Source organism: Leuconostoc miyukkimchii, from assembly GCF_019656055.1.
Lineage (GTDB): Bacteria > Bacillota > Bacilli > Lactobacillales > Lactobacillaceae > Leuconostoc > Leuconostoc miyukkimchii.
Genome location: NZ_BPKY01000001.1, coordinates 74,394 through 99,052, shown reverse-complemented (window position 1 = coordinate 99,052; position 24,659 = coordinate 74,394). Strand labels below are relative to the sequence as shown.

The window sequence follows — 24,659 nt, the reverse complement described above, 5'->3', positions numbered from 1 at the left end:
TTAATGATTTCATGACAAAATTCCTCAAAAAATAGGCTAAATACTAGACAATTTGACATATAAAAAGCACGAAGAAATTGTTGTAAACAGACATTCCTTGTGCTCATTATGACATTTTAGATTTAATTTCACTAGTTTGAGAACCACTTATCTTCGATCAGACTCATTCGGCCATCTTCTTTGAATTTGGCTAATGTTTCGTTCACTGCTTGACGTAACTGTTTATCCGACTTTCGGAATCCAACAGCCGTTTCATCAACTGAAAATCCACCAACCGTAACCGTATAATTTTGAGGGTTTGCTTGATGTGCCACATAATAACGTGCATAGTCTTCATCAATTAACAGACCGTCAATTCGTCCAGCATTTAAGTCATTAAAAGCCTTATCAAAAGTATCATAACCTATTACTTTTTGATCTTTAACATACTTTTTCAAAATGTTTGGATATTTATTAAAACTCTCATCACCGCTTGATGCCGTTTGATCACCTAATACTTTGCCTTGCATGTCAGAAAAACGATTGATATTATTTTTCTTTAGTGTGACTAAAACCTGTGTTGCTTTGTGGTATGAATTAGAGAAAGCAACTTTTTTGGCTCGTGCAGCTGTTTTAGTATAACCATTCCAAATCGCATCAATATTGCCAGTATTCAACTCGGTTTCTTTCATTGACCAATCAATTGGTTGCCATTTTACTTGGATCCCCATTGTTTTAAACACGGCATTGGCCAAATCAACATCAAATCCAATAATCTTACCATTTTTATCTCGAAATCCCATAGGAACAAACGTATCATCTAATCCAATAGTAATTTGCTTATCTTGTTTGATACGTTGCCACTCATCAGTTTGTATTGTAGTTTGATTACTTTGCTTAGCAGTTGAATTTAAAGCCACAGAAATCCATGCCACAACGCCAATAAACAACAAACCAACAATTGTATTTACAATGATTTTCTTTTTCATACTTACCATTAGCGTAATACCTCCTTGGCGAAGTCAAACACACGATCAGAAATCATTTCTGCAAAAGGCTGATCATGCGTAATGATCATCTGTGTTACACCCTGTTGTTTTAGTGTTTTGACAACTTCAGCAACTTGTTTAGTGGAATCTTCGTCTAATCCGCTGGTTGGTTCATCATAAGCTAAAATTTGAGGTTTCATAGCCAGTGCACGAGCAATCGCTACACGCTGTTTTTGTCCACCAGATAATTGAAACGGATAAAGATCTGCTTTGTCTTGCATACCCAACGTTTCAAGAATATCACGTGCCTGATTTTTAGCCGTTGCTTTGTCGATTTTACTGACATTGATTGGCGCCAATATGATATTTTCTATCACAGTGTAATTCGGAAATAAATTAAAATCTTGAAATATAAGACCAACCTTAGCATCTGAGCGAGTACCATCAATAGGTAAATTTTCCCCATTTAAAGTTAATTCACCTGCATTAGCAGTTTCTAAACCTGCTAATATTTTAATTAAAGTTGTTTTACCAATACCTGAAGGTCCAACGATACTCAACACTTCCCCATCTGAAACAGTTAAATTTAAATCTCGAAAAATGATGTTACTACTATATTCTTTTGTTAAGTTCTTAATGTTTAACATAGCTTATCTCCAAATATTTAAACGTTTTTCAGTGCGTCTTAGTAGCACAGTGACAATTGCCGTCATAAGCAAATAAATCAGACCAACAAGCAAGTAGGGAATCAAAGTTACATCTCGACTAGCCGCAATATTTCCTGCGCGTAGAATATCACCTAGTCCAATAACATAGACCAATGATGTATCTTTAACCAGATTAATAACTTCATTACCAAATGATGGCACAATAATTTTAATAACTTGTGGCAATATAATTTTAAAAAATGTTTGTGTTCGTGTAAACCCTAGTACTTTAGCTGCCTCATATTGTCCACGCGGTACAGACTGTAAGCCACCACGAAATATTTCTGCTAAATAAGCCGCATAATTAATAATAAAAGCAAAAATTGCCGCTTCAAATCTCGGAAAAGTAACACCCATCATGCCTAATCCATAATAAACAAAAATTAACTGCAATAGCAACGGGGTACCACGCATAACCCAAATGTAACCGTTAATTAACCAACGAATTGTGAAATATTCAGATTTCATACCTAAGGACACAATAATACCTAGTGGTACGGATCCAATGATTGTGAAAAAGAATACCCCTAAAGTCATTTTCAAACCTGACAAAAGGCTTGGTAAGATTTCTAGCAAATAGTTCATTGTCTACTCCTTTTTTATCATAACTCATTTTTTAATTAAAAAAACTCTTGCAATATAATAAATTGCAAGAGGACGCTAAGCGTGGTACCACCTCAGATTTTAATTTTGTTCACACAAAACTACTCTGTCAGTCTTTTACGACCACAAAAACGCCCTCTGAATACAATTGTATTCAGAGGGCGTTTTCCGCGGTGCCACCTCTTATCATATATCCATCACTGGAAATACCTCAACAAGTCAAAAGACTGTATGCAATAACGGGCAACCCCGGTGTAACCTACTTAATTCAATCACACACTCGCAAATGTGGTTCATTTAACACAGCCATTTGCTCACACTACCCGCAAACTCCCTTTTGAAAATGTTAAACTACTCTTTTGCTCAACGTTTTTTAATATAAATCTTAGTATAGTCTTTTTTTGAATTTTGTCAATAGCTATCTTGAAAATTGAAACAATGACAAAATTGGATAATAACATACTGCCACAATAACGGTATTTAAGGTAATGGTTGGTAACATTTCAAATAAGAAAAAATGTGTCAAAGAGATATTTGCAATACCAATTATAAAACCAGCAACATAGGCTACAACCAAATAAACGACTATACCAAGGAAATATACTGATATACCACTTAATAGTCGTTCATCTAGTAATTTATGCAGTTGTTTCATAACAGCAACAGCAGCTCCAAATGCTAACGTGTAAGTTCCGAAAATACCCGTATAGTACATATCAAACAGTACGCCAATGAGAAGCACATAGACCCAAAAGGGCATATCTTTATCTGCATCAAACTGAACACCATAAAACAACCAACTCAAAGTAAGTGTTGGCAGCACATACCATGGAAAAACCGTAAAAATACCACTCATACTAGCCATTATGGAACCATCAACAAATAATAAAAATACTAGCACTACTGGATATACCACGCGCAAACGCGTTAACTGCCAAAACGCCATTATTATTCTCCAATCTCTGACACAGCAACTACAACCGTCGTGATGTTCCCTAAGTCAGCTGCTGGTTGAATGTTTATCCGTTTTGATAAGCCATAATCGTCTTTTGTAACGCTAGACACTTTTCCAACATACAAACCAGACGGAATAACACCACCCAAACCTGACGTTTCGACTAAATCGCCAGATTTAATCTTGTTTTCTGATGTTACCTGTCCCATAATTAATTGATTTTTCTCACGATTAAAGCTTGTTACAATACCATTGACATCACCATTATCTCCTTTGATCGTAATGGCAAAGCGGTTAGCATCTTCACTCGTATCAGATATTAAAGCAACCTTAGAATTGGTTGTATTAACTTCACTGATTCGACCAATAATGCCAGCACCAGACAATACCGGCATCCCTTTTTTAAGACCAGACTTCAATCCTTTGTTAATGACAAGTTGTGATTGCCAAGTTGTTGGTGATCGACTAATAGTCACTGCTGAAACTGTTTTATAATCTGTCAATGTTGCTTTGAGTTTAAGCTGATTTTTAAGTGATTTATTTTCTTCTTCGACCGTTTGTAATCGCACTTTATCTTGAGCAAATTCATCAATTTTTGATTTAAGTTCACGGTTTTCTTCAAATGTATCAACTAAGTTACCAATACTATTTGCCGTTCTGCCAACTGCAGCAGTCGGTACTGAAATAATACGACTCACGCCGCCCGCCAAATCATTACCAAAACGTTGTAAAAATGGTGGTGTATTCGTTCGTTTTGCCCACCAATTAGATCCAGCGATTAAACCTACAATCAAGATGAATGCAATAATAATTGTTACAACGGCACGTGACGAAAATATTTTACGCATGTTGTTGTCCTCTTGTTTCAAAAATAAAAGCGTAGCGCAAGCGCCACGCTGGTGTTCAAATTATCCTAATTAAATATTAATTTTGCCGCATCACGTCAATAGATTTTAACGCTTCACCTGTACCAATAGCTACGGCATCAAGCGGTTCATTAGCAATTAAGACTGGTACCTTTGTAGCTTCTTGAATAATCTTGTCCATATCTCTAAGCATTGCACCACCACCAGTTAAAACCATACCATGGTCGATAACATCTGCAGCCAATTCTGGTTGCGTGGATTCCAACGTTTCACGAATCGCAACAACGATTTCTTGGACCGGTTCTTGAATAGCTGTTGCAACATCTTCAGCTGTCACATCAATTGTCTTTGGTAAGCCAGTTAATAAGTCTCGACCACGTACCGAAGTATCTGGCAATGTTCGTGCCAACTCCAGAGATGCTGCCCCAATTTCAATTTTTAAACGCTCAGCTGTTGGTTCACCTATTGTAACATTATATTTATTTCGTACAAAATTAGCAATTGCTTCATCGAGCTTGTCACCAGCTATACGAATTGATCGACTAGAAACAATTCCACCTAAGGAAATTGTAGCAACATCAGTCGTGCCACCACCCATATCAACAACCATCGATCCTGTTGGATCCATGACTGGCAAACCTGCACCAACAGCTGCAGCAAATGGTTCTTCAATTACGTATGCATCACGGGCACCAGCCACACGAGCTGCATCAATAACTGCGCGTCGTTCAACAGCCGTAACACCAGAAGGAACGCCAATTGTGACATATGGTTTCCCAATACGTCCACCTAATGCTTTTTGCAAGTAGTAACGAATCATTGCCACAGTGGTATCGTAATCTGCAATAACACCATCACGCATCGGGCGAATAGCTGCTATACTAGCTGGTGTTCTGCCAAGCATATCTTTTGCTTCCGATCCTACTGCGACGACTTCGTTTGTTTGCGTATTGCGCGCTACAACAGAAGGCTCGCGTAATACAATGCCGCGTCCTTCAATATATACATATGTGTTGGCCGTACCAAGATCGATGCCAACGTTTCGTTGTCCAAATGAAAATGCCACTATGCTGCCCCTTTTATGCTTTTTAAAATCAAAAATGTGCATACCTTATTTTATGTTTAACTTATAGTATTGTAGCATAAAAACGACTTCTTCTGCCGACTAATTTGCCCGAACATATTTGACATTTCCTGACTTTCCTGCAACACCTCGAATACGATTTTGAGAAGGAAAATCCCGCCATACCCTTTGAAATTCAGGGAAAGTCTCTGGCGTAATGTCGATTTGATCTATTTTGCTATCACGTAAATCCTCTAAAAGTTTTTCGTAGTTCATTACTAATACCTCATAATATAGTATACAATAATTCTTTTTAGCACTCAAAACAAAAGAGTGCTAATTTTAATTGCAATTTAATCTTAGGGTGTTATAATTAAACCATGTTATAGAAAGGAGACGTGTGAAATCACAGACGATAAGTTCGTTTGTTACGATGTTTCACACTACTTAAGATTATGGCATCACAAGACCCATTTGGATTTGGCAACATTAATTTTGATGAAATGATGCGTGCTATGAACGAGCAAATGCAATCTGCACAGCAACCTGATCAATCTAATATTAGCCAACAAAAAAATAAAAAAGATAAAACCAACAAACGACCTACATTACTAGAGGAATATGGTATTAACCTCACGCAGCAAGCACGTGATGGCAAGCTGGATCCTGTTATTGGTCGCGACTCCGAAGTTGCGCGTACAATTGAAATTCTTAATCGTCGTACAAAAAACAATCCCGTTCTCATAGGTGAGCCTGGTGTTGGTAAAACAGCAGTTGTCGAAGGATTAGCGCAAGCAATTGTGGCAAGCAAAGTACCAGAAAAATTGCGTTCTAAAGATGTTATTCGTTTAGACATGTCTGCGATGGTACAAGGCACTGCTATGCGTGGGCAGTTTGAAGCAAGAATGCGCCAGTTAATGAAAGAAGTAGCTGACAACGATGATGTTATTTTATTTATTGATGAAATACATGAAATCATGGGTGCAGGAAATGCTGAAGGTGGTATGGATGCAGGTAATATCTTAAAGCCTGCCCTAGCCCGTGGTGAGTTCCAATTAATCGGTGCGACAACATTAAATGAATATCGTAAAATTGAAAAAGATGGTGCAATTGCGCGTCGTTTCCAACAAGTTCAAATCGAAGAACCATCAAAAGCAGCGACAATGACAATATTGCATGGTATTCAAAAACGTTATGAAGAATATCACCATGTGCTTTTCAGTGATGAAGCTATTGCCGCCGCAGTTGAACTATCTGACCGTTATATTCCTGAACGCTTTTTACCAGACAAGGCCATTGATTTGATTGACGAGGCTGGATCTCGGAAAAATCTTACGATGACAATTCCTGATCCAAAAGCTATTCAAACTAAGATAGACACTGCTGATAAGCTTAAACAAGATGCTATAGATAAAGAAGATTTTGAAAAAGCTAGTTATTGGCGTGATCAAACAAATCAACTTGAGTCTCAAAAAGCACAAGTTGAAGCACATCCTGAGATGTTTAAACCACAATTAATCACTGAAAAAGACATTATCCAAATCATTGAAGATAAAACAGACATACCGGTTGGTGATTTAAAGGATAATGAGGCTAACCAACTGCAAGAATTAGATAATCAGTTGTCACAGCATATTATTGGACAAAATTTTGCAGTCGAGACAGTAGCGAAAGCTATTCGACGTAATCGTATCGGCCTCACTAAATCTGGTAGACCCATTGGCTCATTCTTATTTGTTGGTCCAACAGGCGTTGGTAAGACTGAACTCGCAAAACAACTGGCAAAAGAAATGTTTGGTAGTAAAGATGCCCTAATTCGTTTTGACATGTCTGAATATATGGAAAAGCACGCTGTTTCAAAAATGATTGGTGCACCAGCAGGATATGTTGGCTATGAGGAAGCTGGTCAATTAACTGAACAAGTGCGTCGTCACCCTTACTCACTTGTTTTGATTGATGAGGTTGAAAAGGCGCATCCTGATGTAATGAACATGTTTTTACAAATTTTAGATGATGGTCGCCTCACTGATGCGCAAGGTCATGTTGTTAGTTTTAAAGACACAGTGATCATTATGACATCAAATGCTGGTTCAACCGACACAGGTAACGCGCCAATGGGATTCAATCAATTAGATGCTCAAAACAAGTTACTACAGCGTTTAGAAAACTATTTCAGACCTGAATTTTTGAATCGATTCGATGACATTATTGAATTCCAGCAATTATCAAAAACACATTTACTAACAATTGTCGATCTTATGTTATCAGATATGAACAGTAATTTAGCTGATAACAATTTACATGTTAGTGTCAGTGATGCAGCAAAAAATAAATTAGTTGAGCTTGGTTACAGTCCAGCACTGGGTGCACGTCCATTGCGTCGTGTCCTTCAAGATAAAATCGCTGACAGCTTAGCAGATTACTATCTTGCACATCCCGAAGTTACTGATCTATACGCTGATATTGACAGCATTACAGATGATATTATTGTTTCTGAAAATGAATATGTCAAAGCATAACAAAAGCGTTCTCACATCTGTGAGAACGCTTTTTTCTTATAGTAACAACATTTAAAGTGTACCTATATACTCTATTTCTTCTGCAGCCGCTAAATCACTAGGATTGGTTCCTGGTTGATTTAGCGGTACATCAACACCTAATTTTAAATAATAATTTACCCAGAAATCAGATATTTCATGCTCATTATCACCAAATTTCATTGGTTGTTCATTAAAAGAGATGATGTTTTTAAAAGCCACTGCTACCAACTGAGAACAATAAAATCCCAAACCGTCAGGATAAAAAGAAAAGTTATAAGGTTGTGATTCAAATTTTTTGGCACGTTCAACAACACCACTAACATCTTTGACTAAAGGGCGGTAAACATCAACATGCATTTGTTCAGCCATAAACTGAGTCATATCTTGTATGATGACACCATACTTTGAAGTCGCATGAATGACCTGATTCTGATTAACAGCAATACCAACATGCACATACTGACCCGTGGACTGGGCAATTGCTTCATCAATATCACCATGTTTATTGCTAACAAAAAGTAAATCTGCTGCTCGTATTTTCATATGTCTACTTTCAATTCACTGATTTCGTTTATTGCCAAACTTCACTTAAAAGATGTGTTTCTTCTGGCTTTGGACCAACTGCAAAACTTAGTAAGTCAACTTCTAGTAATTCTGATATGCGCTTTAAATAATTTTGTGCGTTAATTGGCAACGCATCAAAAGATTTTACTGCAGTGATATCTTCATCCCAACCAGGTAATACTTCACAATTGACGTCCAAACCTTCAAACCACGCATCTGAAGCTGGGAAATGATGAATTTGTTCGCCTTTGTAAGTATAAGACGTCGCAATTTTCAATTCTTTTAGACCAGACAAAACGTCAAGAGAGTTAATTGCTAATTTAGTTAATCCAGAAACTTGAACCGCATGACGTAATGCTACAGCATCTAACCAACCAATACGACGAGGACGTTTTGTGACAACACCATATTCATGTCCTACCTCACGTATGTGATCTGCAATAGCATCATGTAGTTCTGTTGGGAAAGGTCCTTCACCAACACGTGATGTATAAGCTTTAATAACACCCACTACATCTTGAATTTGCTTTGGTCCCACACCTGCACCATTCATAACACCACCAGCGGTTGGATTTGAACTGGTGACGTATGGATATGTGCCATGATCAACATCTAACATAATACCTTGCGCACCTTCAAATACAACACGCTTTTTATCGGCCATTAACTGCCCTAATAAGTAAGATGTATCTGTCACATATGGCATTAATTGGCGACCATATTCAACATAAGTATTATATATTTCATCATAATCTAACGCATCTTCACCATACAACTTGGTTAGCTGATCATTTTTAAATGGTAAATATTCTTTAAGTAGTTTTGCAAAAACTGTTGGGTCAATCAAGTCAGCTACGCGAATACCCACACGAGAAATCTTATCTGTATAAGCTGGACCGATTCCTTTTTTTGTTGTACCAATACGATTGTTTGATGCGGATTCCGCAGCCTTATCAAGCGCAATATGATATGGCATAATCACATGCGCGCGATTTGAGATACGCAGGTTTTCAATTGAAATACCTTTTGATTGCACTTTAGCGATTTCTGCAAGTAATGCCTCAGGATTAACAACAACACCATTCCCCAAGATAGCCAATTGACCTTCAGTTAAAATACCGGAAGGTAATGCTGACAACTCAAACTTGGTTTCACCATGCCATATTGTATGTCCCGCATTATTACCACCTTGGTAGCGAACAACTGCATCTGCGTTTTCCGCAAAAAAATCAACAATCTTTCCTTTACCTTCATCACCCCATTGGGAACCAACAACAATTACACCAGACATAGTTTTCTCCTAGTACACCCTCAGCTGCTTTCAGACGGGATAGGTTTATCGGAGAAAGTCCATTGTCAATAACAGACCTGTTTGCGCCTATCCGTGAGTGTCCCTCTGTGGATATACATTTTATTTTTTAGCAAAACACGAACGTTAGACACGAAAACGTCTTTTACTAATAAATTTTACCATATTATTGGTTTCTTAGATATAGCAAAAACAGTAAAATATTATCTTTGACTATCATAAGCATGATAATCATGATTAGTTTCAGTAACAGACTAGTCTATTTTACGCATATCACTTTGTGATATTTAATAATGCTGATTGAATGCCTACGTTATCATCTGCTGTTCCCAAGGCAATTCTGATCCATTCAGGATTTAACCGATCATTAACTTGGTACCCCTTTGACAAGAGATATTCACCGACTTTTTTAGTATCACCGACTTTAATCCAAATGAAATTAGTTTCAGAATCATAAAAAGTAAACTCATTATCACGTAAGAATACTTGGAATTTGTCTCTTTCCGCTCTTGTTTTATCAACAACTTCATTTAAATAGGACTGATCTTCTATCGCTGCTGTTCCACCAACAATTTGATATGTATTTAAATTGTAAGGTAAACGCACTGCTTGCATTACACTATACAACGGATCTTGCATGATACCATATCCAACACGCAAATTCGCTAAGCCATAGGCTTTTGACAGTGTACGCAAGACAACCAGATTCTCATAAGTTTTAACATCTGTAGCAACGGTGGCATCAGATTCACTCACAAAATCATAATAAGCTTCATCAACAACCAATATCACAGACTTTGGTAGTTGCTCCAAGAAAGACAAGATATCAACCCGCTTTTCAAAAACACCTGTTGGATTATTCGGATTAGCGAGCCACACCATGGTTGTATTGTTATCAACAGCTGCTAACATTGCTTCAAAATCAACGTGTCCCGTTGCTGTATTAATTGGTATTTTTTTAGTATCAGCTTGCTCTATTTGCGCGTGCATGGCATATTCACCAAAAGTAGGGTCTACCACGATAATATTTGAGCCAGGTGTGATAACTGTTCGTGTAAGCAATTGAATCAATTCATCAGCACCAACACCAAACACCAAGTTTTCAGGATCAACAGCGTCGTGTTTCGCAACTGCCTCGCGCAATAAAGTGGCTTGTCCGTCTGGGTAGTAACCCAAGATATCATCTGCACTTGCCTGAATAGCTTTAACAACTTCTGGTGATGGTCCATACACTGATTCATTGGCGGATAACCGTGCTAAACGATTGAGACCGTATTTAGTTTTAACGGTTTCAGCTGGTAGTTCTGCCTGATAGGCTGTCATATTCTTGATTGATTCTTTCATTATTTTGTTCTCCAATCCTTTCGCTCATGCAGTCGTGATTTCTGACCTTCACGTTTACCTAATTCATCTTTGATGTCATCAAGCGTCACGTCCTTTTCAACCAATAATACCATTAAATGAAACAACAAATCAGCAGTTTCATAAATTAACTCATCATTTGTATTTTTTGCACCTAAAATAACTTCGGTTGATTCTTCACCAATTTTTTTAAGAATCTTATCTAATCCTTTATCATAAAGATAATTTGTATATGAACCTTCTTCTGGGGTTTGCTTACGCGCCACAACCTGTTCATAAAGTGATTCAATTGTTTGTTGTGCCATTATTCTGCTTCCTTTACTCGTGATGACGGATAATTAATTGGAAAATAGCCATCAGTCCATTGATTAGATATTTGTGCTTGATTTTTATTTTGGAGCTGGTTACCAGTGACACTATTGAAAAAACAGGAATATGCACCAGTATGACATGCTGGTCCATTTGGTATGACATGAACAAGTATTGTATCTAAATCGCAATCTAGCGTCATTGATACAACACGTTGTGTGTTGCCACTAGTGGCACCTTTATGCCATAATGTTTCTCTTTCTCGTGACCAGAACCATGTTTCACCAGTTGATTTGGTTAATGCATAACTTTCTTCATTCATATAGCCCAACATTAAAATTGCACCGTTTGCCGCGTCAGTTATAATGGCGGGTACAAGATTATTTTGGTGAGGTTTGTTGAAATTAGGTACCTGCTCTGTTGTCATAATCTCATCACCATCCCCTCACTATGTAACTGCTTTTTTAAATCAGCTATTTCAATTTCACCATAATGAAAAACAGAAGCAGCTAATGCGGCATCTACATGTCCAGATTTAAATACTGCGGAAAAATCACTTAACTTGCCAGCACCACCACTCGCAACAATTGGTACATTAATTATTTTGTCTAGTTCCTGGTATAATGCAATATCATACCCGTTTTTTGTACCATCAGTATTCATACTAGTAACCAACAATTCTCCAACACCATACTGCACCATCTTTTTCGCCCAGTTTGTTGTCTCTAAACTCGTCGCTTTGGTACCTCCGGAAACATACACACGATGTTTTTGTTCAATTTCGTCCCATTTTGAATCAATGGCACCCACAATAGCTTGTGAACCAAATAATTCTGCGCCTTGGCGAATTAGTTCTGGATTACTCACTGCTGCTGAATTTAAAAATACTTTATCAGCGCCTGCTTGAATAATTGCACGCATACTTTCTAAATCAGTAACACCGCCACCTGCAGTCAACGGTATAAAAACAGCTGATGATACACGTTCAATCATATCTATCATGGTACTTCGACCTTCCAATGTTGCAGAAATATCCAAGAATACCAGTTCGTCTGCGCCAGCGTTTTGATAAGCAATAGCTGTATCAACCGGATCGCCAACATCTTGTAAATTAAGAAAATTAACGCCTTTGACTACACGACCATTTTTAACGTCAAGTGCTGGTACGATACGTTTTGCTAATGCCATATTACACCTCCAAGGCAGCCAATGCTGTTAGTGATATCGTGCCCGCTGCCAAAGCTTTGCCAATAATAATATCCTGTATACCTGCTTCATTTAGTGCAATTAAATCACTTATTCGTGCAATACCACCACTGGCGATGATGTTAGCTTTATTAAAAGTTCGCTGCAAACTTGATAACAAGGCTACATTTGGTCCCTGAAGTGTGCCATCACGAGAGACGTCAGTCACAATAAAGTTTTTAATTCCTATGTCCTGCATAGCAGATAATAACGTTTCAAACGATACGTCAGATTGTTCTAGCCAACCTGAAACAGCAACTTTGCCATCCGTACCATCGATACCAACTGCAATTAAATCACCATATTTTTTAACAGCTTGCTGTATTAAATCAGGATTTTTTAGTGCAATTGAGCCAAGAATAACACGGTTCACACCTATATTTTTATATGTTTCAATTTGTTCGAATGTTCGAATACCTCCACCAACTTGCATGAAACCATTAAATTTCTGTCTTATTTCAATAATTGTTTCAATATTTGCTGACAAACCAGTCTTTGCACCATCCAAATCGACCACATGTAAAGCACGTAAACCAGCAGCATTTATTTGTAGTGCTTGGCGGATCGGATTAGAATTAATCACTGTAACTTCATTATAATTACCTTTTAATAATCGAACTGATTGACCACCAAGTATATCAATTGCAGGTAATATCATATTAGCACCGCCTTATCTGAGACCATGTCCGCGAACGCTTGCCAAACGCGTAAACCAACTTCACCTGATTTTTCTGGATGAAATTGTGCGCCAATAATATTATCTTTAATCACGATACTCGGTACTTTGACACCGTAATCAACACTTGCTGCAATGTACTGATCACTGGTCTTAACATAATACGAATGAACAAAATAGGTATACTCATTTTCTATACCGCGTGTTAATACATTTTTAATAGTAATATTATTTTGATTCCATCCCATTTGTGGTACTTTATAACCTTCATTTGCTGGTAATGCAACAACTTCTCCTGGGATGAGCCCAAATCCTTTCGTCTCACCAAATTCGGTAGAAGAATCAAACAATAATTGCATACCTAGACAAATACCAAGAATTGGTTTTCCAAGCTTAGCAGCTTTTTTAATTGGTTCTAATAGTTGATTGGCATGAATTTTATCCATTGCAGATTTATAAGCACCAACACCTGGAATAACAACGCCATCTGCAGATAAAATTTCAGTCGGATTTTTAGTCAGTTTAGCGGGCAAACCAACATAAGCTATCGCTTTCATAACATTACGAATATTTCCCGCCCCATAATCAATAACTGCAATAAATGGTTCTTCTTTTGACATTAAATCACTCCCTTTGTGGAATTAACCCCTTCAATTTCAGGATTAAGCGTTACTGCTTGACGCATCGCTCGCGCCATTGCTTTAAAAACACTTTCTATTTTATGGTGTGTATTACGACCATATAATACTTCAATATGAACATTCGCATGTGCTTGATCCGCAAAACCTTGCCAAAAGTCCTCAACAACTTCTGTTTCAAATGTCCCTAATATGGGTGTCGTTAACTCTGCAATAAAAACTAGATAGGCACGGCCAGACAAATCAACGACCGCGCGTGTCAGTGTTTCATCCATTGGAACAAATTGTGCGCCATAACGTTCAATACCAGCTTTATCCCCTAAAGCTTTTGCAAACGCCTCACCTAAAGCAATACCAATATCTTCTGTCGTATGATGTGAGTCAACATTCAAATCGCCTTTAACCTGCGCTTGTAACCCAAATCGACCATGTTTAGCAAAAAGTGTCAGCATGTGATCAATATAACCAATACCAGTGTCGATTGAAATCGGCGTTTGTTCATCAATGTTGAGTGTCAGTACAATTTGTGTTTCAAATGTATCTCGTGTAATAGTTACTGTTCTTGACATGGCTGATTCAATTCCTTTCAGATAATAGCTCGTGACGAAACAATCTATCAATGGCTTTGATTGTTTTAGGTGATTTGGCGTACTTCAATTGCTCTCGCATGTGCCTCTAGTCCCTCCTCACGAGCCAACGCTGTAACATCCGTAGCATCCTCGCGTAGTGCTTCTTGTGAATATTGTAAATATTGAATACGTTTTTGAAAATCCCAGACACCTAATGCAGAACTAAATTTAGCTGTACCACCAGTAGGTAAAATATGATTTGGTCCAGCTAAGTAATCTCCCAATGGTTCAGATGCATATTTTCCTAAAAAGACTGATCCAGCGTTTGTTATTTTATTAATGTATTGGTATGCATTTTCTAATTGAATTTCTAAATGCTCCGGTGCAACAGCATTCATGAGATCAATCATGTCATCAATGGTTTCAACTAGATAGATGAAACCATTATTATTGATTGCTTCACTTGCAATGGCTCTTCTTGGCAACGTTTTTAGCTGCTCAGTTAGCACCTGAGACACTGCATCTGCTAATTTTTCCGAATTAGTAATTAAAATTGCTCGTGCATTAACATCGTGTTCTGCTTGAGATATCAAATCAGCTGCAACGTCAGCTGCCTGTGCGGATGAATCTGCTAAAATACCGATTTCTGATGGCCCAGCAATCATATCAATGGCGACTTGCCCATAAACTGCTTTTTTTGCAGTAGCAACATAGGCATTTCCTGGCCCTGTAATTTTATCGACTTGTGGAATTGATTCTGTGCCATATGCCAACGCCGCAATCGCTTGCGCACCACCCACCTGATAAATACTATCAACGCCTGCTATTTTTGCTGCTGCCAAAACTGCATGATTTACCCCATCTTTTTGCGGTGGTGTAACCATCACAATATTTTTAACACCTGCTATTTTTGCCGGTATGGCATTCATCAAAACAGATGACGGATAAGCTGCAGTTCCTCCAGGTACATAAATACCGACTGCTGATAACGGGGTAACTTTGGTTCCCCTTATCACACCAGGACGTGATGCGTCCTCAAAGGATTCTTGTGTCTCAAGTTGGTGAAATGATCGAATATTTTCCGCCGCTTTATTTAAAGCTTTAATCACTGCAGGATCAACACTTTGTATTGCTAATTCAATTTGTTCATTGGTTACTTTGAGTTGATCTAAAGCAACATCGTCAAATTTTTTGGCATATGTTTTCAAAGCACGATCACCATTTTTTCTCACTGTTTCGATGATACTTGCCACTTGTGACTCAATTACTGGATTACTAGTTTTTTCTGTTTGTTGGCGTATGCGTGCTTTAATTTGCTGAATTGATTCATTTTTTATAATTTGCATCATTTTTCCCTTATACTTTCTCACTTAACAACGTCATAATATTCTCGATGAGTCGCTTCAACTCTGTTTGAAATTGCAATAATGCACCCGGACGAACAAGTAAATGTGTTGCGACATCAGCAACTGTGTCATAAATAACTAAATTGTTTTCGTGTAAAGTATGACCCGTTTGTGTAATATCAATAATCGCATCTGATAAACCAGTTAATGGTCCTAATTCTACAGAACCAGATAATTTGACTAACTCAACGTCTTCACCGCGTTTAGAAAAATATTGACTAGCTACTTTGGGATACTTCGTTGCAATGCGTTTACGTTCAATGTCATTGATATTGAAATCTGATAATGCTGCAAGTACAAATTTTGCTTGTCCAGTTTGTAAATTTAATACGTCGTAATGATTTTGAATTTGTTCGGCAATTGTATCAGAGCCAACAATACCAACATCCCCGATACCGCGATCAAGATACTTAACAACATCATCTGGTTTAACAAGAATAAAACGATAAATACCATCCGGACTATCAAATATGAGTTTACGTTCTGGATGTTCTAGCGGTGTGATGTCAACGCCAGCAGCTTTTAGTAATGGCTTGGTATCTTCTGCAACACGTCCTTTAGCTAAAACAACAACAATTGGATCAATTCTTTGATGATCAATTGCTTCATGTCGCCATTCTGCCATGATCGTGTCGATATTTAGTCCCATACCGACTGCCGGTAAACTATTTTTTTGAAAATTTTCCAGTAAGCGATCATACCGACCACCACTGAAAAGATAACGACCTAAACTCGGTACAAATCCACGTATGATGGTGCCTGTGTAATATGGTTGCGGTGATGCTGCTGCAAGATCTACTGTGACTGCCACATCTGGATATTGTTTATGAACGAAATCTGCTAATTTTAGCCACCGTGCAACAATATCATTAAATTCAGGCAAGTCTTGTAACTGCCACATCACTGTTTCACCGTCTTCACCGAATGCTAACGGCCAACGTTGTAAATTTTCTGGAAAATCCTCAATTGTTACGCGCACCTTCTCAAATGCTGTCATGTTTTTACTTTCAATCGCCTGTTTGAGTGCATCTTGTTGTGCATTATTAATGTTTAACGTAGCCAAAACACGATCAATTAATCTTGTGTCACTGATGACAACCTGCACATCTGCAATACCAAATTGCTGTGCGAAATCCAACATGATGTCTAATGCTTGAATTTCAGCATCAAAACTCGCATCACCTATCAATTCAATCCCAGCTTGAGTTTCTTGATTATACTCTCCTGATAAATAATCTGTTCGTCGAAAAACATCACCAATATAGTAAAATTTCTGTACATCTTTTTGATGTGCCTTAGAAGCTAAAAAGCGGGCAATAGGTAATGTTAAATCTGGTCGCAAAACCAAATTACCACCAATCTGATCACGCAAATGAAAAACATTATCAGGTTGATACTGTTCAAACACACTTTCTCTTTCAATCAACGGTGTGTTAATTGCAATAAATTTTTTCGTGTTCAGTGTTTTGCTAATTAAATGAGATATTTGTTGCTTTTGAACCAAGGATTCACCAAATTCGTCATGTGACCCTGCTGCTAAAATTTTATCGCTCATTAATCTCTCCAAATTATAATATTTTTTACAATTAAAAACGTCCTTGCAAACTAACAATAATAGTTTGCAAGGACGTTTTCACGTGTTCCCACCTTGATTCTAGGTAAACTTACATTCACCTACTCATTAACCTGATATTACAGGCATACTCGGTATCGGGAGTTTCCGAATGATTTAATCATTCTACTCATCGGTGTGTTTCATCAAATACGCAGGCGCTCATCTCAATGCGTTAGCTTAAGCACTTCCTGTACAGCGTGATTTTGATTACTCTTCCGATTTTAGTATTTTGTATTAGATTATCTTAATCATACACCCATTTATTTATATGTCAATACTTATCTTACTCATTGTGAAACAATTGCCTCTGCTAAATCATAAAATTGACCAATAGCACTCACTTCGTGCGCATCTGATCCATAGACAAATTTAATGCCAAGTTGCTGCCCCTTTCTAACAATGTCTGGTGTTGGATAAGCTTCTCCGTTATATGACTTAGCAAAACCGGCCGTATTGAAATCTAATTGAAAATCATTTTGTTTAATTTTTAGTAATAACTGATCAATGAGTGTTTGATTGTTACTATCAAATTTTGGTAAATTAAAATACTTTTGATATTTCCTAATTAATGTCATATGTCCAATTCTAATAACTACATTTTTAGGTAATGTTTCAGCAAAATCAAGGCTTTTTTGAATTGTATCAAAATAATTTTTAAAAACACTTTGGGGTGCTTGCTTAATTTCTGGAAAGTAGGTGTTTAAAGTTTCTGGGTCATAGTCAATTGGTGCAACAAAAGCATCGTGATTTGGCAAAAAATGAACTGACAAAACCAGCTCATCTAGCCATTCTGATTGGGCTATTATAAATTGCCTGATATCAGATTCGTAGTCAGATAAATAATCAATCTCAAAACCACTTTTAATAGATATCTGACTACCATATTTTTCCTGAACAGCTTTAACATCCTGTTGATATAGTGGCAACTCATCTAAATGCATCGCAGAATTATCTCGTGAGTCAGTTGGCCCAGTGAACTCAGCCAAAAATTTTTGTGGTAATGGCGCATGTTCTGTGACGACATATTCTGTGAATCCTAGTGAAATTGCTCGTTCAATATATTTTTCTAGTTTTTCATGAGAACCATGATGTGAAAAACGTGTATGTGTGTGCCCATCTTTTTTTTTCATATGCTGTCACTCCTTCAAAACATTGTAGCAGAGTATACACCAATGTTGCAACGATACGTTATTTTAAGCTTCAGTGATACCTTGTTCATCACGATATAGTTTTGTATCATATATTTTAATAAAAGGTAGATAAATTAAGAAGGCAATAATAACACAGATAATAGCTAAGATTGCCGCTCTCCAATCAACAGTAGATATAAATGCCCCAACACCTGCTGGAGAAGGCCAAGGTGCTTGAATAACAATAGGTCGAATAAAGTGGAAATTGATCGCTGCATATGCAACTGATGCTGTTACCATTGGTGCCAAGAAGAACGGAATAGCAAGGTAAGGATTATAAACAATAGGTAAGCCAAATATCAATGGCTCATTAATATTAAATAGTGACGGTACGATTGATGCACGTCCCAACACTTTCAATTGTTCCGAACGTGCTAGTAATGCAATAAATATACACAATCCCAATGTTGCTCCTGAACCTCCTAAAATGGCAAACGCATTATTAAACTCGCCGGCAAAAGGTATGTTGGCTCCTTGCGAATTTGTTACCATATTAGCTAAGACAATTGGTGTAATAAATGCCGAGATAATATTAGCACCATGAATACCAACAATCCACAATGCATGAATCAAGAATTCAATAACCATAACACCTAACCAAGTACTTGTCATACTTGTTACGAAACTAAATGGAATAGCAATCATTTTGAAAATATCTGTTCCAAGTAACACTAATCCACCATTAATTACTATTACGACAAGAGCAATAACAAATGTAGGAATCAGTGCTGTAAAGGAACGTGAAACACCTTCTGGTACAGCATCTGGCATTTTAATCGTCCAATTATGTCTCACACAGAAACTATACAATGATACTGCTAAAATTGCCATAATAATAGCAGTGAAGATGCCACTTGTACCAATTCTATCAATTGTGCTCGTCATTCTAAAGCCATTAATCACTTTTTCGTTATCATTGAAAACATTAAATAAAACCATCTTACCATCACGCATAACTAATTCTGGCAAACACATAAAGAAAGCAAACATTGATAAGAAAGCACCGTTTAATGGCGCAACTTTTAGTTTGTCCTCTGTTTGAATGATGCGTGTTAATTCAAATCCAATTGCTAAACTGAAATACATTGCCAAAATTCCCATTGTCGCAGTATTAGCAATCATATAGAGGTCACTAAACTTAAAGAATGTTGCATTAAAAAACGTGGTTAAAAACGGAAATACTGTTGGTAATATATTTAATACCAATATCATTGATCCTACAATTGTAAACGGAATTGAAGCCATTCCTGCCGCCATAATAGCACGAACTATCCTATATTGTGCTATTTTTGTCATTGGCTTTAATAGCATTTTTTGTAAGAAATTAAACAAACGTCCATTTTCCATAACTATTTCATCTCCTTGTTATTCTTGAGAGCAATTTGATAAGCTACCAAACGTGAATAGTACTTATCATGGTTACTTGCAATTAAATTTAATCGTTGGTTAACTAACATAACAATAATAGATCCAAGTAATAACGTTACTAAAATGATTAATCTATTTTGACTCGTATTATTTACAAATCGAAATAATGTTACAAATTCTGGTGTTATTGTACTCACCATGAGTACAATATTGACTAATAATTGTGATCTAAAGTAAAACTTCGAGTACCTTAATTGATTATCATGCTGACCAAATAATTTAATTTGCTCAACAATAGCAAGCGAAGCAACTATCATAATAGCTATCGGAATTAGTACAATCAAGGTCTGTCTCATGATTAATGCCCAATACAAATTAACAAAGAAAAAGAAAGCCGTCGCATAACGAATAAAAAGAAAACGATTAAATTGCATATTCTTGAGACTCATATCTTTACGATTTTTTTCAATGTCATCGGTCATCAACTTAGATTTTTTTGGTAATATCATTTTACCTTGTTGATTCTTTGCTGTCTTCAATTGTTTTAACCTCCTTATATAAGGCTTGCATTTCAATTGCCATTTCTCGTAAGGTCATCGTAGTCATGAGATGGTCTTGCGCATGAACTAATATAATTTCCATATCAATTTTTGTTCCAGAAGCATAATTTTGAAGCAATTTTGTTTGTGATTTGTGTGCTAATAATAACTCTTTATTTGAATCTGATAGCTTTTGGTCTGACAATTCAAAATCTTTGTGGCGCATAGCATCAAAAGCTTCGTGTACATTGGTACGTGAGTTACCACTATGAAAGATAATTTCAAATGCGATGACCTGTATTTCTTCTGAATTCATGCTTTCTACCCCCTTTCATCAATAATACAAATTTTTGTTGAAAATCATAAAAATCTTTTACTGAAATCAAATCTGATTGCGCTTCTGGATTTTCGACTAACGCAACAATTGTTTGCGTTATCGCTGTCAAACCTTGATTATTCCAATATGACGGTGACAAAAGAAATACAAGTTTGATATTTGTATATTTATCCGACCATTTTAGACCATTTGGTATCACACCAATAGCGATTTGAGGTACTTTACTTAGAGCTTTTGCTGGATGTGGTACCGCAATTGTATTGCTAAAAGTGATTGCGCTTAACAATTCTCTTTGATCAATTTGATCTAATAACTCTTTTTTAAAACTTGTTGACTCATTTTTAGTTACCATATCACTTAACTGATCCAATACCTCTTCTCGCGTGGTCGAGTCTTGCCATATTTTAAAATACGATTCATCCGTGAATTGCTCAAAGTAATTCAACTGATCATTCTCCAGCGAACTTTCGTCATTAATTTCAATATGATGATTTAAATTTGTACGTGAATGATAAAAGAAATGATTGATCTTTTTAATATCACTTTCTGTTAGAAAAATACTGACTTGTATTACAGGAACCTTGAATATTTGCGTTGATAAGTCTATTGCACTGATGATTAAATCAACGTCCGCTAAGGCCAAATTATCAACTTCATAGTAGCCCTTAACGCCAACAATATTTAGATACTCACTATATTCTTTTTTTAAACGGTTTTTCAACAATTGTGCAGAGCCATAACCGGTTGCACAAATGATTAAGGTTCGTGGTTTATTGAAGTCTTGATATTTTTCTACAGCTGCCATTAAGTGAAGTGTCAAATACGCTACCTCATCATCATTTATTTCAAATTGCGATAAATATGTGGACCAGCTAATATAGCGCTTAGCATCTAAAAAGTAAGGTAAATAATTTGTTTTAATTTCATGTAATAAAGGATTCTTCAACTGTAACCCTTGTTCTAATCTCACAAGCATCGGTTTTAAATGTTCAATTAAATTTTTTTTGAGTTCATAGTCTTGTGATATTGGGTATCCGATTTCTAATTCTATTTTTTGTAAAACAGAATCAATATCATCATGTATACCAGCATCACTAATTATTGTCGTATTTTTTCCGTTAGCTAATAGCTGAATTGTGAGGTACTCAACTTCACTTTCTGGTACATGTATTTGATACCCATTTTCAATACGACGAATAATTTTTTGAGCCACAATGTATACACTTCGTGTTTCTACTTTGTCATCAAGTTGTATGTTTTGTAATTCAAATCCTTCTGCCATGCGTTGTACACTTAAAGCAAGATATAAAACAATATTTTGAATTGTAAAGTCCGTCAGATGAATACCCGACTCACGACATTCATCAAGTACGATAATTGTTATTTGATCGAAACTAATCCTTTTAAAAAATGACTTATTTGACATATAATGTTGCAATGAATTATCACTATGATTAAAAAAATAGTCTAAAATAAAATGACGTCTGTTACGTTCTAATCCTGTAATAAATATGCCTTTATTTGGTTTACTGTCAATGACTAACTCATATGGCATTAACTCTTTTCGAATCATGGACAAGTCTTTTGATAAAGTTGAACGCGTAACAAATAAACGATCCATGAGATCATCAATTGGAAATGCCTCATTCTCAATGACAAGTTTATTTAAAATATACTTTTGACGGTCTGACACATCAATTTCAACAGAATCATCAGCTAATTGATAATTTTTAGTCAAATATAAATCAAATGCAACTGGCTGAGAAATGTGTAATCGATAACCCAAACTTGGCTTAGCTTCAAATGTTGCACCATGCATATTTAACTGCGTTTTTAATCTTTTAGCATAATTGCGAATAGTTCTTGATGATAATGATAAGACTTCAGCAAGTTCCTCACTAGTCACAAAATGATCTTGGTTATCTAGTAAATAACGTAGTAAATCATTCTCTTTTTGCTTCATCATTAGCCATGCCTCACGTCACATTCAAGTATTTGCTTCAACTAATTTAGCCATCTTTTCAATGCCCATTGGTATCGGAATATAGGCATTGAATGGAATTGAAACGACAGGTTTTCCTACTTCTTGGCCTACTTTTTTAAAATTATCAAGGTACATAGTGGTCTGAGGACTAACTAAAAATAGATCAAAATCGCTTTCACGGATTGCTTCCTCACCTTCTGTTGCTGTAATAGCATCCATTTCAATATCAATATTTCGTTCCTTAAAATAATCAGTAGTTTTCTTAGCCATCATTGATGATGACATGCCAGCCGCACAAATAATTAACGCTTTTTTCATGATATATCTTCCTTTCTAATCAAGGTTATCACCGTTTGAAGCGATGACTGCCTTATACCAATAAAACGAATCTTTTTTACTACGCCTTAATGTTCCTTCGTTTTTATTATTTTTATCCACATAGATAAAACCATAACGTTTATCCATTTCGCCAGTACCAGCTGATACTAAATCAATACATCCCCAAGGTGTATAGCCGATTAGATCAACACCGTCTTCTACTACAGCCAAAGTCATTTGACGAATATGCTCTCTTAAATAACTAATACGATAATCATCGTGTATGGCTCCATCCGTTTCAACTTTATCATACGCACCGAAACCATTTTCAACAATAAATAATGGTAAATGATATTTATCCGTAAACCAATTCAGTGCATAACGCAAACCCTTAGGATCAATTTGCCAACCCCAATCGCTTGCCTCTAAATAAGTATTACGAACTGTGCTATTTTGTGGCGTCATGTCATCAAATTGGATATTACTTTCTTTTTTACCAGCATGTGACATGTAATAACTAAATCCGATGTAATCAACTGTTCCGTTTTTTAAATCTTCCAAATCCTGTTCTGTTATGTTAATATCGAATCCCTTTCGTGCCCAATATTTTTTCAAAAACGCTGGATAAACACCATTGACATGCACATCTGCAAAGAAATAGTTTTTCTCCATCATTTTTTGAGCTGCCAAAACGTCGTCTGGATTCATTGTTGCCGGATAAACTGGTCCCATTGCAATCATGCAACCAATTTGAAAATCCGGATTAATTTCATGCCCTAATTTGACTGCTCGTGCACTTGCTACCAGTTCGTTATGAGCTGATTGATACATGCCTTCCTCTCGGTTTTCACCTGGCTTATATCGCAAACCTGAATTAGTAAATACTAGAAAATCGCTTTCATAATTTGCTTGGTTGTTAATTTCATTAAACGTCATCCAATATTTAACTTTATTTTTATAACGTTCAAAACAAGTCACAGCAAATTTAACAAACAGATCAATTAACTTTCGATTACGAAAACCACCATACTTCGTCACTAAATTATATGGTAATTCAAAATGTGAGAGCGTAATAATCGGCTCAATATTATTTTTTATCAATTCATCAAACAAATCGTCATAAAATTGAAGACCTGCTTCGTTTGGCTCAGTTTCCTCTCCTGTAGGATATATTCTAGTCCAAGCAATGGATGTCCGAAAAGATTTAAAACCCATTTCTTTAAACAAAGCGATATCTTCTTTATAACGGTGATAAAAATCAATTGCTTCATGATTGGGATAATACTCGTTTGCCATCACACCATCTGTAATTGATCGCTCATGAGTAGGTGTGCCAACAGTCATAACATCAGCTACACTAAGGCCTTTACCGCCTTCTTGCCAACCACCTTCTAATTGATGCGCAGCAACAGCGCCACCCCAAAGAAAGTCTTTTGGTAATTTGTTCTGCATTTTCCTTCCTCCTACTTAATTTAACTACCTTTAGTTTATCAAGAAAGCGCTTACATTTCTATTGAATTACTTGCCA

At 36.5% G+C, this 24,659-nt stretch carries 26 protein-coding genes and 1 other annotated feature; of the genes, 1 reads left to right on the top strand and 25 read right to left on the bottom strand.

Annotated elements, in window-relative coordinates:
* Nucleotides 1–131 precede the first annotated feature (131 nt).
* The 7 genes from K5Q13_RS00470 to ykzS all read right to left on the bottom strand — a co-directional run bounded on the left by K5Q13_RS00470 (nucleotide 132) and on the right by ykzS (nucleotide 5,438).
* Entirely contained in the window at nucleotides 132–977 is an 846-nt protein-coding gene (locus K5Q13_RS00470) for an amino acid ABC transporter substrate-binding protein (RefSeq protein WP_220738751.1), read from the bottom strand.
* On the bottom strand, nucleotides 977–1,615 hold the full coding sequence (locus tag K5Q13_RS00465; RefSeq protein ID WP_220738750.1) for an amino acid ABC transporter ATP-binding protein: 639 nt from the start codon (nucleotides 1,613–1,615) through the stop codon (nucleotides 977–979). The genes K5Q13_RS00470 and K5Q13_RS00465 overlap by 1 nt, the downstream gene beginning before the upstream one ends.
* Nucleotides 1,616–1,618: 3 nt before the next feature.
* Nucleotides 1,619–2,260, bottom strand: a complete 642-nt coding sequence (locus K5Q13_RS00460; protein ID WP_220738749.1) for an amino acid ABC transporter permease — start codon at nucleotides 2,258–2,260, stop codon at nucleotides 1,619–1,621.
* Nucleotides 2,261–2,325: 65 nt separating this feature from the next.
* Nucleotides 2,326–2,654 (bottom strand) — a binding site (T-box leader).
* 42 nt (nucleotides 2,655–2,696) lie between these two features.
* The gene (gene mreD / locus K5Q13_RS00455; RefSeq protein WP_220738748.1) at nucleotides 2,697–3,224 is read right to left on the bottom strand and encodes a rod shape-determining protein MreD; all 528 of its coding nucleotides are present in this window, start codon (nucleotides 3,222–3,224) and stop codon (nucleotides 2,697–2,699) included.
* A 2-nt stretch (nucleotides 3,225–3,226) separates the two neighbouring features.
* On the bottom strand, nucleotides 3,227–4,081 hold the full coding sequence (mreC, locus tag K5Q13_RS00450; protein ID WP_220738747.1) for a rod shape-determining protein MreC: 855 nt from the start codon (nucleotides 4,079–4,081) through the stop codon (nucleotides 3,227–3,229).
* A gap of 76 nt (nucleotides 4,082–4,157) precedes the next feature.
* Nucleotides 4,158–5,165, bottom strand: coding sequence for a rod shape-determining protein (locus K5Q13_RS00445; protein ID WP_220738745.1), 1,008 nt, complete (start codon nucleotides 5,163–5,165; stop codon nucleotides 4,158–4,160).
* A 99-nt stretch (nucleotides 5,166–5,264) separates the two neighbouring features.
* Nucleotides 5,265–5,438, bottom strand: a complete 174-nt coding sequence (gene ykzS, locus K5Q13_RS00440) for a protein YkzS (RefSeq protein ID WP_220738743.1) — start codon at nucleotides 5,436–5,438, stop codon at nucleotides 5,265–5,267.
* Between the two features lie 179 nt (nucleotides 5,439–5,617).
* Here ykzS and K5Q13_RS00435 point away from each other — a divergent pair, with 179 nt between their 5' ends.
* On the top strand, nucleotides 5,618–7,681 hold the full coding sequence (locus tag K5Q13_RS00435; RefSeq protein ID WP_220738741.1) for an ATP-dependent Clp protease ATP-binding subunit: 2,064 nt from the start codon (nucleotides 5,618–5,620) through the stop codon (nucleotides 7,679–7,681).
* Between the two features lie 51 nt (nucleotides 7,682–7,732).
* On the opposite strand, the gene K5Q13_RS00430 is transcribed toward K5Q13_RS00435, so the two are convergent.
* The 18 genes from K5Q13_RS00430 to K5Q13_RS00345 all read right to left on the bottom strand — a co-directional run bounded on the left by K5Q13_RS00430 (nucleotide 7,733) and on the right by K5Q13_RS00345 (nucleotide 24,583).
* Nucleotides 7,733–8,245 (bottom strand): YiiX/YebB-like N1pC/P60 family cysteine hydrolase, encoded by a 513-nt coding sequence (locus K5Q13_RS00430; RefSeq protein ID WP_220738739.1) that lies wholly within the window; start codon nucleotides 8,243–8,245, stop codon nucleotides 7,733–7,735.
* 28 nt (nucleotides 8,246–8,273) lie between these two features.
* Nucleotides 8,274–9,557, bottom strand: coding sequence for an adenylosuccinate synthase (locus K5Q13_RS00425; RefSeq protein WP_220738736.1), 1,284 nt, complete (start codon nucleotides 9,555–9,557; stop codon nucleotides 8,274–8,276).
* A gap of 291 nt (nucleotides 9,558–9,848) precedes the next feature.
* The gene (hisC, locus tag K5Q13_RS00420; protein WP_220738734.1) at nucleotides 9,849–10,919 is read right to left on the bottom strand and encodes a histidinol-phosphate transaminase; all 1,071 of its coding nucleotides are present in this window, start codon (nucleotides 10,917–10,919) and stop codon (nucleotides 9,849–9,851) included.
* Nucleotides 10,919–11,242: a phosphoribosyl-ATP diphosphatase gene (gene hisE, locus K5Q13_RS00415; protein ID WP_220738732.1), complete on the bottom strand. Its 324-nt coding sequence runs from the start codon at nucleotides 11,240–11,242 to the stop codon at nucleotides 10,919–10,921. Before hisE ends, hisC begins: the two co-directional genes overlap by 1 nt.
* A complete protein-coding gene (gene hisI / locus K5Q13_RS00410; protein WP_220738730.1) occupies nucleotides 11,242–11,673 on the bottom strand; it encodes a phosphoribosyl-AMP cyclohydrolase in 432 nt (143 codons plus the stop codon). The genes hisE and hisI overlap by 1 nt, the downstream gene beginning before the upstream one ends.
* Nucleotides 11,670–12,434, bottom strand: a complete 765-nt coding sequence (gene hisF / locus K5Q13_RS00405; RefSeq protein ID WP_220738728.1) for an imidazole glycerol phosphate synthase subunit HisF — start codon at nucleotides 12,432–12,434, stop codon at nucleotides 11,670–11,672. The genes hisI and hisF overlap by 4 nt, the downstream gene beginning before the upstream one ends.
* A gap of 1 nt (nucleotide 12,435) precedes the next feature.
* The gene (gene hisA / locus K5Q13_RS00400; RefSeq protein ID WP_220738726.1) at nucleotides 12,436–13,149 is read right to left on the bottom strand and encodes a 1-(5-phosphoribosyl)-5-[(5-phosphoribosylamino)methylideneamino]imidazole-4-carboxamide isomerase; all 714 of its coding nucleotides are present in this window, start codon (nucleotides 13,147–13,149) and stop codon (nucleotides 12,436–12,438) included.
* Nucleotides 13,146–13,787 (bottom strand): imidazole glycerol phosphate synthase subunit HisH, encoded by a 642-nt coding sequence (gene hisH / locus K5Q13_RS00395; RefSeq protein ID WP_220738724.1) that lies wholly within the window; start codon nucleotides 13,785–13,787, stop codon nucleotides 13,146–13,148. Before hisH ends, hisA begins: the two co-directional genes overlap by 4 nt.
* Complete coding sequence (hisB, locus tag K5Q13_RS00390; RefSeq protein ID WP_220738722.1) at nucleotides 13,787–14,374, bottom strand: imidazoleglycerol-phosphate dehydratase HisB; 588 nt, start codon at nucleotides 14,372–14,374, stop codon at nucleotides 13,787–13,789. Before hisB ends, hisH begins: the two co-directional genes overlap by 1 nt.
* A gap of 65 nt (nucleotides 14,375–14,439) precedes the next feature.
* Entirely contained in the window at nucleotides 14,440–15,720 is a 1,281-nt protein-coding gene (gene hisD / locus K5Q13_RS00385; RefSeq protein WP_220738720.1) for a histidinol dehydrogenase, read from the bottom strand.
* 10 nt (nucleotides 15,721–15,730) lie between these two features.
* A complete protein-coding gene (gene hisG, locus K5Q13_RS00380; protein ID WP_220738718.1) occupies nucleotides 15,731–17,335 on the bottom strand; it encodes an ATP phosphoribosyltransferase in 1,605 nt (534 codons plus the stop codon).
* A 347-nt stretch (nucleotides 17,336–17,682) separates the two neighbouring features.
* Complete coding sequence (gene hisJ, locus K5Q13_RS00375) at nucleotides 17,683–18,525, bottom strand: histidinol-phosphatase HisJ (protein ID WP_220738716.1); 843 nt, start codon at nucleotides 18,523–18,525, stop codon at nucleotides 17,683–17,685.
* 63 nt (nucleotides 18,526–18,588) lie between these two features.
* Entirely contained in the window at nucleotides 18,589–19,917 is a 1,329-nt protein-coding gene (celB, locus tag K5Q13_RS00370; RefSeq protein WP_220739500.1) for a PTS cellobiose transporter subunit IIC, read from the bottom strand.
* Between the two features lie 17 nt (nucleotides 19,918–19,934).
* Nucleotides 19,935–20,492, bottom strand: a complete 558-nt coding sequence (locus tag K5Q13_RS00365; protein ID WP_246574092.1) for a sugar transporter — start codon at nucleotides 20,490–20,492, stop codon at nucleotides 19,935–19,937.
* Nucleotides 20,464–20,808, bottom strand: coding sequence for a PTS cellobiose transporter subunit IIA (locus K5Q13_RS00360; RefSeq protein WP_220738714.1), 345 nt, complete (start codon nucleotides 20,806–20,808; stop codon nucleotides 20,464–20,466). Before K5Q13_RS00360 ends, K5Q13_RS00365 begins: the two co-directional genes overlap by 29 nt.
* Nucleotides 20,774–22,792: a BglG family transcription antiterminator gene (locus K5Q13_RS00355; protein ID WP_220739496.1), complete on the bottom strand. Its 2,019-nt coding sequence runs from the start codon at nucleotides 22,790–22,792 to the stop codon at nucleotides 20,774–20,776. The genes K5Q13_RS00360 and K5Q13_RS00355 overlap by 35 nt, the downstream gene beginning before the upstream one ends.
* Before the next feature lie 24 nt (nucleotides 22,793–22,816).
* Nucleotides 22,817–23,131, bottom strand: a complete 315-nt coding sequence (locus K5Q13_RS00350; RefSeq protein ID WP_220738712.1) for a PTS cellobiose transporter subunit IIB — start codon at nucleotides 23,129–23,131, stop codon at nucleotides 22,817–22,819.
* A 15-nt stretch (nucleotides 23,132–23,146) separates the two neighbouring features.
* Nucleotides 23,147–24,583, bottom strand: coding sequence for a 6-phospho-beta-glucosidase (locus K5Q13_RS00345; RefSeq protein WP_220738710.1), 1,437 nt, complete (start codon nucleotides 24,581–24,583; stop codon nucleotides 23,147–23,149).
* Nucleotides 24,584–24,659: the final 76 nt, after the last annotated feature.